Genomic DNA, 8,908 nt, shown 5'->3' on the forward strand with positions numbered 1-8,908 from the left:
GAAACGCCCGGTCCCATTCCGAACCCGGAAGCTAAGACCCACAGCGCCGATGGTACTGCACCCGGGAGGGTGTGGGAGAGTAGGACACCGCCGGACAACACATCACGGTCGAGGCCCCAACCACAGGTTGGGGCCTCCCGCATTTAAACAACCAACCACCAAACCAAGCTCCCTGAAGGCATTCGGGGAAGTGACGGTGTGTTGGCGGAGGCACTTTTGGGTTAAGAGACCCCGGTAGAGTTGATCACCATGAACAGCCTCTTCAGCCATGCCCAGGACCCCTGGGAAGACGACAGCCAGCCCGCATCGGATCTGCTGGAGCCTGTGGTGCATACCGTCGTGGTGCCGGGGACCATAGCCCATGCCTTCGCCGGCTTCACGGACCATACACACCTGTGGTGGCCGCTGGAAGCCCATGGCGTTTACGGGGCTGACTCCTATGTCGAGTTCGAAGAGAACCTCATTCTTGAGACCGCTGACGACGGCCGGACGACTATCTGGGGAACGCTTGATGACTGGCAGCCGCCGTTCTCTTTCCACGCAACGTGGCATCCCGGCACCACTGCCCTGTGGTCCACTGAACTCCTCGTGGTATTCAAAGCTGTGGATGAGGGAACAGAAGTTCGCGTATTCCATGACGGGTGGGAAGGTGCCGAGGACCCCGCTGCAGTCCGTGCTGAATACGCCGACGCCTGGCCGGAGATCCTGGCAAGGTATGCCCGGTTCATGGGGGCTGAATGACCGAAATCCGTCGCCTGGAAGAGGGAGACGCGACGCTGCGCCGTTGTATCGCAGCAGCAACGGTATGAACTGCAGGCGGACCTGCTGGAGCTTGGAGTGCATGAGCACAATGTGCGGGCCCAGCGCCTCTACCTGCGCCAAGGCTTCAGGGACACAGGAAGGCGTAAGCCCTACCCGCTGAATCCGGCTGCCAAGGTGGCTGGTGATGGAACTGCAGCTCAAGCCCAAAGCTGACGGGGAGTAGCTACAGCGTCCGAGTAGAAGCCTGCGCTGGCGGTACCGCCGTACTCGTTCGGATGATGAACTCCGTGGGATATTCGTGGTCGGTGGCACTTTGTCCCGCACCGCCGTCGGACTTCTGCCCGCCATCGCCCAGCAAGTCGAGGGCGGTTCGTGCCGCCAGCTGGCCCTGCCCCCGCGGATCCTGGCTGATGGTGGTCAACCCGAACGTCTCGCCAAGCTCATGCCCGTCCATGCCCACCACGGAAAGATCGTGCGGAACCTGCAGGCCGAAGTCACGTGCTGCGAGGATGATGCCGACAGCCATCTCGTCAGAAGCCGCGAACACGGCAGTAGGCCGTTCCGCTGCCGTCCCCAGCATGCGGCGTGCGCCCGCATACGCGCCGTGAATGGTGAAATCGGCCGGTACCTGCCATTCCCGGCGAACCGGCAGGCCCGCAGCCGCCATCGCCTTTTCGAAGCCGCCGCGGCGGATTCCCGGCAGCTTGAAGTCGCGGTCCAGTTCCGCGTCACCCGTCATGTGCGCAATCCGGGTGTGGCCCAGCCGGATGAGGTGGTCGGTGGCCTCCCGTGCCAGCCGTTCATCGTCAATACGGATGGTGGACGCGCCCGGCAGCGCTCCGCCGATCCCCACGATCGGACGGTGGACGGCCAAGAGCTGCAGGATCTCCTCTTCACTCAGCACCAATGCCACCGCGATCACGGCGTCCAGGCGCTTCCGCAGCAGGAAGTCGTTGAGCACGCTGCTGCGCCGTTCAGGCTGCTCGCCCACGTTATACAGCGTGAGGTCGTAGCCAGCATCCAGCAGGGTCTCCGAGACTCCCTCAAGTACCGAGGAGAAGTACCACCGGTGCACATGCGGCACCACAAGCCCGATGTTGTGGTTGCGCCCCGAAGCGAGGCTGGAAGCGTGGTAGGACGGGACAAAGCCCAGCTCCTGCGCAGCTTCCTGGGCGAGCCGGCGGGCCCGCGGCGACACGTTGGCCTTCCCGCTCAACGCCCGGGACACGGTGGCCACGGACAGGCCCGCTTTGGCTGCTACCTCCTTGATGCCCGCCATGCTCAGTCTGCTGCGGCGCCGGGTCCAAGCTGGATCCAGGCAGTCTCGCCCGAGGCGAGGTGCGTACCGGACTCCGAGGGAAGGCTGCGGACGATGACCTGCCCGGCGGGCAATTCCAGTGGCTCGTGGTTGAGGTTCATAAGCACCAGCGTAGTGCCGTTGACATACCCGAGTGAGGAACCGGTGCACCAGTCCTCTGCCCAGGCGAGCGAGCCCCGGCCCAGGTCCAGGTCCCTCCGGATCCGAAGGATGTTCCGGTACAGCGCGAGGTGCGACGACGGCGAATCAGCCTGGACGTCGCGCGCCAAGGCCGGGAACGAGGGCGGAAACGGCAGCCAGGGGGTGTCTCCGGCACCAAAGCCGAGGTTCTTGTCCGCGGCACGCCACGGGAGCGGAACGCGGCAGCCGTCACGGCCCAGGCGCTCCCCGCCGGTCCGCGCGAAAGTGGGGTCCTGCCGCTGATGCTCGGGGATGTCGATGCCGTCGGGCAACCCAAGCTCTTCACCCTGGTACAGGTAGGCTGCACCCGGCAGTCCCAGCATGAACAGCGAAGCGGCAGCTGCCCGGCGGCGCCCTAGTGCGGTGTCCGGCTGGGGATCAGCGGGGCCAATCCCGTCCCCGTCCCGAGGCCCCGGCCCGTTGTAGCCGAAGCGGCTGGCATGCCGGACGACGTCGTGGTTGGACAGCACCCAAGTGCTTGGAGCGCCAACGGCGTCCAGCGCCACCAGCGAGTCCGTGATCACCCCGCGCAGCCGGTGGACGTCCAACCCTGCATGCAGGTACGGGAAGTTAAAGGCCTGGTGCATCTGGTCCTCCCGTACCCAGTCCGCCAGCCGCGGCAGCGGATCAACATTGGCCTCGGCGCAGAGGATGCGGTCCGGCCCGTACTCGTCCAGGATTCGGCGCCAGTGGCGGTAGATGTCATGCAGGGCCGGCTGCCCGAACATCGGTGCTTCATGGCCTGGGAACCCGTCGCTGCTCCCGCCGTCCGCCCGTCCGCCCCAGGCCGGAAGCCCGGGGGCCTTGACCAGGGCGTGGGCAACGTCCACGCGGAAACCGGAGACGCCGCGGTCAAGCCAGAACCGGAGGACGCGTTCAAACTCGGCATGGACGGCCGGGTTGTCCCAGTTGAAGTCGGGCTGGGAGGAATCGAAGAGGTGAAGGTACCACTGGTCCGGCTGGCCGTCCGGGCCGGCCACCCGGGTCCAGGCAGGCCCGCCGAAGTGGGACTGCCAGTTGTTGGGCGGCTCGTGACCGCCGGATCCCCTGCCGTCGCGGAAAATGAACATCTCCCGCTCGGGGCTGCCGGCGGGCGCCGCCAGGGCAGCCTGGAAAGCGGCGTGCTGGTCCGAGCAGTGGTTGGGAACCAGGTCCACGATGACCCGCAGGCCCAGCCGGTGGGACTCGGCCATCATGACGTCGAAGTCGCCAAGGGTGCCGAAAATCGGGTCCACATCGCAGTAGTCGCTGACATCGTAGCCAGCATCGCGCTGCGGAGAGCGGTAGAAAGGCGACAGCCAAACCGCGTCCACGCCGAGGTCCGCCAGGTGCGGAAGTTCCTCGGTGATGCCGGCAAGGTCGCCTATGCCGTCGCCGTTGAAGTCGCGGAAAGACCGCGGGTACACCTGATAGATCACGGCTGAGCGCCACCAGCCCGGGACGGCGTCCGCAGAGTGGATGAGTGTCAGCGGGCCGGCATCGAGCGTAGTGCTGGGGATCACAGTTTCGACAGACATGGTTGACAGCTTAGACAAGGAGAAGGGGAAAATGAAAACGCTTCCATATTCTTACGGCCGCATATTGTTCGCCACGAGGGCGTTGCTGCAGGTCAGTAGTGGAAACGCTTGCAGTGATGCAGGGATACGTTACGAAGTGCGTGCGCGGGTGCCCCTAGACTGAGGAGACAAATTCGGCGTCGGATGGAGGCCTTGTGGGCAGCGTGCTTGATGAACTCGAGGGCATGCTCGCCCCTGGGCAGGTTGACGTGAGAGAGGCCGCGCTCCGCCGGTACGCCGTGGACCAGGCGCCTATCATCGACTTCCACCTGCCACTCGCCGTCGTTTTCCCGCAATCCGTTGCGGACGTCCAGGCCGTGGTGCGCGCCTGTGCGGCCAGGGGTGTGGCGGTGGTGGCCCGGGGAGCAGGGACTGGAGTGTCCGGAGGCGCCCACGCCACGCGCAATTGCGTTGTCATGTCGCTGGAGCGGATGGACCACATCCTTGCACTCAACCCGGACGACGAAACGGCAGTCGTGGAACCCGGAGTGGTCAACGCGGTGCTCAACGAAGCTGCCGCCGTGCATGGCTTGATGTACGCACCGGACCCAGCGAGCTTCCGCACGTCCACGATCGGCGGCAATGTGGCCACGAACGCGGGCGGGCTGCGCTGCGCAAAGTACGGGGTCACCAGGGACTCGGTGCTGGCCCTCGACGTGGTGCTTGCGGACGGTTCCCTTCTCCACACCGGCCACCAGACGTTCAAGGGCGTAGCGGGCTATGACCTGACGGGACTGTTTGTCGGATCGGAAGGGACGCTGGGCATTGTCGTCGGAATCACCGTGCGGCTGAAGTACCTGCCCCACGAGGTGCACACAGTGGCAGCCTTCTATCCCGACTTCCGGATGGCTGCCGCGGGCGTCCTGGCGGTAGGAAAGGCGCGGGTCCAGCCCGCCATCATGGAACTGCTCGACGGCGGCACGTTGGCCCAGCTGGACGACATCCATGGGTCGAACCTCACGGCACGGGGCGGCTCCCTGCTCCTGGTTCAAACGGACGGGTTCGGCGCCGGCCCCGAGGCGGAGGTGGTGCGCACGGTTCTGCGGTCCGGTGGTGCGGCAGTCACCGCGGAAGCCAGCGCCGAGGCTGAACGGCTGGTGGAGCTCCGGCGCCACAGCAGGGGTACGGAAGTTGACGATGAGTACCGGGTGGGGGAGGACGTGGCCGTGCCGCGTTCGCGCCTGGTGGATTACGTCGGCGCGCTGGAGGCCATGGCCGTCCGCCACAACGTGAACCTCAAAGTGGTGGCCCACGCCGGGGACGGCAATCTGCACCCCACCTTCTGGATCGAGCGGGACGGCAGCGGCGTGGACGCCGGGGCGATGGAGCGGCTCCAGCGGGCCCTGGACGAAAGCATTACGGCCGCCCTGGACATGGGCGGCACCATCACCGGCGAACACGGGGTGGGCCAGTACAAGCTGCGGTGGCTGGGGCAGGAGCAGCCGGCGCCGCTGCAGCAGCTACAGCGCAGGATCAAGGAACTGTTCGACCCCGAGGGCATCCTGAACCCGGGTAAAGCGATCCTGCCTTAGTCGTCCGCGTCCGGGTATTCGTCGATGGACTCCTCGTCGCCATACCGGGACTCCTCGGTCTCCACCTCGAGGATCTTCAGCAGCCCGGTGTCCGGGTTCAGCATGATGGCGGCCTCATCCCGGCGGTGGCGGAGGATGGAGTCAATGTAGGACTGCACCGCCTCGGCCAGGGGAATGTGGCGTTCCTGCTTCTCGGACATGTACCAGCGGTGTTCCAGGACCTCGTGGACCACCTCCGCCTGTTCCAGCTTGCCCGACATGTCACGCGGGATGGAACGGACGATCGGCTCGAAAACCTGGCTGACCCACAGGTGGGCACTGTATTCCTCATCCATGTCCGGGTTGTTGTCAGCCCGGAAGGAGTCCATGTCGTTGAGCAGGCGGCGCGCCTGGTTCTCCTGTGCGTCCAGGCCGGTGAGGCGGAGCAGGCGCCGCTGGTGGTGCCCGGCGTCCACCACCTTCGGCTGCAGCTGGATGGTGGAACCGTTCTGGGTGGTCTTGATGGCATATTCCTCAACGTCGAAGCCGAGTTCGTTGAGGCGGCGGATGCGGGCACCCACGCGCCAGCGCTCGCCGAGTTCGAAGGACTCCTTCTCGGTCAGCTCAGCCCAGAGGCGGCGGTAGCTGTCCATGATGAGTTCACTGGTGGCCACGGGGTCCACCTTTTCCTCGATCAGTCCGCCGTCCAAAAGGTCCATGAGTTCGCCGGCAATGTTGACCCGTGCGATTTCAAGATCGTATTCGCGCTGGCCCGTGGAGAGGTCCGGGTACAGCTCGCCGGTTTCCGCGTCCACGAGGTAGGCGGCAAAGGCGCCGGCGTCGCGGCGGAACAGGGTGTTGGAGAGGGACACGTCGCCCCAGTAGAACCCGATCAGGTGCAGCCGCACCAGGAGCAGCGCCTGGGCGTCGATGAGGCGGGTCAGGGTGTCCTTGCGGAGCATCTGGGAGAACAGCGCCCGGTACGGCATGGAGAACTTGAGGTGCCGTGTGACCAGGACCGGGTTGAGCGGCCGGCCGTCCGGGGTTGCGCGGCCGGTAATGACCGCCACCGGCTCCACGCAGGGCACGTCCAGCCGTGCGAGCTTACGGAGCATGTGGTATTCGTGCCGGGCCACGTGCTCCGAGGTTTCCTTGATGGCGATGACGGAGCCGCCGAGGTGGGCGAAGCGGACGATGTGCCGGGAGATACCGCGGGGGAGGGCAGCGAGGTATTCGGCCGGCCAGTCTTCCAGGGCGATGTGCCAGGGCAGGTCCAACAGTTCGGGATCGGCTGCAGCGGCGGTGATGTTAAGCGACGAGACCGAGGCGGCTTTCCCGTCGTCCGCACTGGCGGCCACGAAGCGCGGCAGTTTTCCGATCTGCGCGTAGTCGGTGGGTTCGTCGTGCCACTGGGCGCTGTATTCCTCGGTCATGGTTCAATTCTTCCGTACTTGGCGGTGGGCGGCTAAATTGCCGGCAGGCGCAGTTAAAGGCCGACGGCGGCCCACACCGTTTGCGAAAAGGTGTGGGCCGCCGTCGGTTAGAGCGCGATTCAGTCGCCCAGGCGCAGGCCGGTCTTGGTATCGAACAGGTGCACGTGGCCCGACTGCGGGCGGACGTAGATGGATTCGCCCTTCATCGGAGGGCGGCGGCCGTCGACGCGTGCCACGATGTCGTGGTCCTTGCCGTCCAGCGTGGTGTGGCCGTAGACGTAGGCATCGGCGCCGAGTTCTTCGACGACGTCCACCTCAACCTTCAGGCCCTCGCCGTGCGGAGCGGTTTCCAGGTCTTCGGGGCGGCTGCCGAGGGTGACGGTGGAGCCGTGTGCCTCTTCCAGGACGTCGCGCGGCACGGGGTAGACGGTGCCGCCGAACTGGACACCGCCGTCAACGACGGGCAGTTCCAGCAGGTTCATGGCGGGGGAGCCGATGAAGCCGGCAACGAAGACGTTCTTGGGACGGTCGTAGAGGTTGCGCGGGGTGTCAACCTGCTGCAGCAAGCCGTCCTTGAGCACAGCCACGCGGTCACCCATGGTCATGGCCTCGACCTGGTCGTGGGTCACGTAGACCGTGGTGACGCCGAGGCGGCGGGTCAGCGACGCGATCTGCGTACGGGTCTGGACACGCAGCTTGGCGTCCAGGTTGGACAGCGGCTCGTCCATGAGGAAGACCTGCGGGTTACGCACGATGGCGCGGCCCATGGCAACACGCTGGCGCTGGCCGCCGGAGAGTGCCTTCGGCTTGCGGTCCAGGTACTGCTCGAGGTCGAGGAGCTTTGCTGCTTCGCGAACGCGCTCGGCGCGCTCTTCCTTGGAGACGCCGGCGATCTTGAGGGCAAAGCCCATGTTGTCGGCCACAGTCATGTGCGGGTACAGCGCGTAGTTCTGGAACACCATCGCGATGTCGCGGTCCTTCGGCGGAACATCGGTGACGTCGCGGTCACCGATCAGGATGCGGCCGGCGTTGACGTCCTCGAGGCCTGCGAGCATGCGCAGGGAGGTGGACTTACCGCAACCGGAGGGTCCCACGAGGACCAGGAATTCGCCATCGGCGATGTCGATGTTGAGCTTATCGACGGCGGGCTTATCTGTGCCCGGGTACAGACGCGTAGCGTTGTCAAAAGTAACTGTAGCCACAGTTATCAATCCCTTCACCGGCAGGTACGTGCCGGACGATCCGTTGTGAATGGTTCATGTTTGTTCAGTTTTGTGTTGCAAGGTGGACTGCGGACCGGCCGCAGTGCACCGCGTGACGCCGCACGGTGTCTGTGCGCCACATCACAAGCAAGAGTATGTCAGACGCGTTGTTTATTGTTGCAAATGTTACGGACGTCACATGTTGTCCTGGACACCCTTTACTCCGGCGCCCCGTCCGGATCCTCTTCCGCGACGGCCAGGCTCCGCTCCTGCAGCAGCGCCTCAAGCAGCTCCGCAACGTGCACCGGCGCCTCCACGCGGTACTGCGCCTGGGTGAAGTCCAGGCCCACTTTCACGCCCACATCGCCGGGCTCCAGCCGTGCCAGCGCGTCTTCGTCAGTGGTGTCATCCCCGGCGAACAGGACTGCCGTGGCGCCTGTTGCCTGCCTCAGGAATGTGACGCCTTCGCCTTTCGAGGCGTTGACGACGGAGGTCTCCAGGACGCGCTTGCCGTCCTTCAGGAACACGCCTTTCCGGTCCTGCAGGAGGGAGCGTGCGGCAGCTACCGCGTCCGCGGCGACGTCGTCCGCCGCCTGTCGCGTGTGCAGCACCACGCCTGCCGGCTTGTCCTCGAGCATGGTTCCGGGAGCCTCGGCCACAATCTCCGCGAGGAGGGCGCGGACCTCGGCCAGCAGTGCCGTCTGCTGTTCATCCAGTGTGAGCCCGGTGGAACCGGGCCCCAGCCAGGCTTCCGCCCCGTGGCTGCCGATGAGCAGGGAGTCCACGGGCGGCGAAGCGACGGCGCGCAGGCTGGCAAGGGCCCGGCCTGAGATGAGGGCCGTCGTCGTCCGCAGCTTCGCCAGCATCGCCCCGGCGACGGCGGCGTCCAGGTCCGCGTCCTCGAAAACGACGAACGGTGCGTTGCCGCCCAGCTCCATGGAGGTCC

7 protein-coding genes and 1 rRNA gene are annotated in these 8,908 nt (G+C 65.8%); 3 read left to right on the forward strand and 5 right to left on the reverse strand.

Translation table 11 applies throughout. The features are described 5' to 3' along the window. Together rrf and AC5RT3_RS20365 are read left to right on the forward strand one after the other, a co-directional pair. Window positions 1–96: ribosomal RNA gene (rrf, locus tag AC5RT3_RS20360) — 5S ribosomal RNA — on the forward strand; the annotation flags it as partial. Between the two features lie 153 nt (window positions 97–249). After that, the gene (locus tag AC5RT3_RS20365; RefSeq protein WP_494125077.1) at window positions 250–741 is read left to right on the forward strand and encodes an SRPBCC family protein; all 492 of its coding nucleotides are present in this window, start codon (window positions 250–252) and stop codon (window positions 739–741) included. A 244-nt stretch (window positions 742–985) separates the two neighbouring features. Here the strand turns inward: AC5RT3_RS20365 and AC5RT3_RS20370 are convergent, their stop codons facing one another. Together AC5RT3_RS20370 and AC5RT3_RS20375 are read right to left on the reverse strand one after the other, a co-directional pair. Beyond that, window positions 986–2,041, reverse strand: coding sequence for a LacI family DNA-binding transcriptional regulator (locus AC5RT3_RS20370; protein ID WP_494053707.1), 1,056 nt, complete (start codon window positions 2,039–2,041; stop codon window positions 986–988). A 2-nt stretch (window positions 2,042–2,043) separates the two neighbouring features. Continuing rightward, entirely contained in the window at window positions 2,044–3,777 is a 1,734-nt protein-coding gene (locus AC5RT3_RS20375; protein ID WP_494053708.1) for a glycoside hydrolase family 13 protein, read from the reverse strand. A 194-nt stretch (window positions 3,778–3,971) separates the two neighbouring features. Here AC5RT3_RS20375 and AC5RT3_RS20380 point away from each other — a divergent pair, with 194 nt between their 5' ends. Continuing rightward, window positions 3,972–5,348 (forward strand): FAD-binding oxidoreductase, encoded by a 1,377-nt coding sequence (locus AC5RT3_RS20380; RefSeq protein WP_494053709.1) that lies wholly within the window; start codon window positions 3,972–3,974, stop codon window positions 5,346–5,348. Here the strand turns inward: AC5RT3_RS20380 and AC5RT3_RS20385 are convergent. From AC5RT3_RS20385 to otsB, 3 genes are all read right to left on the reverse strand, one after another. Continuing rightward, window positions 5,345–6,760 carry a DUF4032 domain-containing protein gene (locus tag AC5RT3_RS20385; RefSeq protein WP_009359149.1) on the reverse strand — a complete coding sequence of 472 codons (1,416 nt, stop codon included), beginning with the start codon at window positions 6,758–6,760 and terminating at the stop codon, window positions 5,345–5,347. The genes AC5RT3_RS20380 and AC5RT3_RS20385 overlap by 4 nt on opposite strands. Window positions 6,761–6,879: 119 nt before the next feature. Next, a complete protein-coding gene (locus tag AC5RT3_RS20390) occupies window positions 6,880–7,962 on the reverse strand; it encodes an ABC transporter ATP-binding protein (RefSeq protein ID WP_013599924.1) in 1,083 nt (360 codons plus the stop codon). Between the two features lie 218 nt (window positions 7,963–8,180). After that, window positions 8,181–8,908 (reverse strand): trehalose-phosphatase (gene otsB, locus AC5RT3_RS20395; protein ID WP_494125078.1); only part of this gene is annotated, 728 nt, incomplete at its 5' end.

Source organism: Arthrobacter sp. Y3221159 (genome assembly GCF_059089885.1).

What these genes read in the sequence shown, in the direction of transcription:
- AC5RT3_RS20365 (WP_494125077.1), top strand. Translation starts at nt 250, where the DNA reads ATGAACAGCCTCTTCAGCCATGCCCAGGACCCCTGGGAAGACGACAGC.
- AC5RT3_RS20370 (WP_494053707.1), bottom strand. Translation starts at nt 2,041, where the DNA reads ATGGCGGGCATCAAGGAGGTAGCAGCCAAAGCGGGCCTGTCCGTGGCC.
- AC5RT3_RS20375 (WP_494053708.1), bottom strand. Translation starts at nt 3,777, where the DNA reads ATGTCTGTCGAAACTGTGATCCCCAGCACTACGCTCGATGCCGGCCCG.
- AC5RT3_RS20385 (WP_009359149.1), bottom strand. Translation starts at nt 6,760, where the DNA reads ATGACCGAGGAATACAGCGCCCAGTGGCACGACGAACCCACCGACTAC.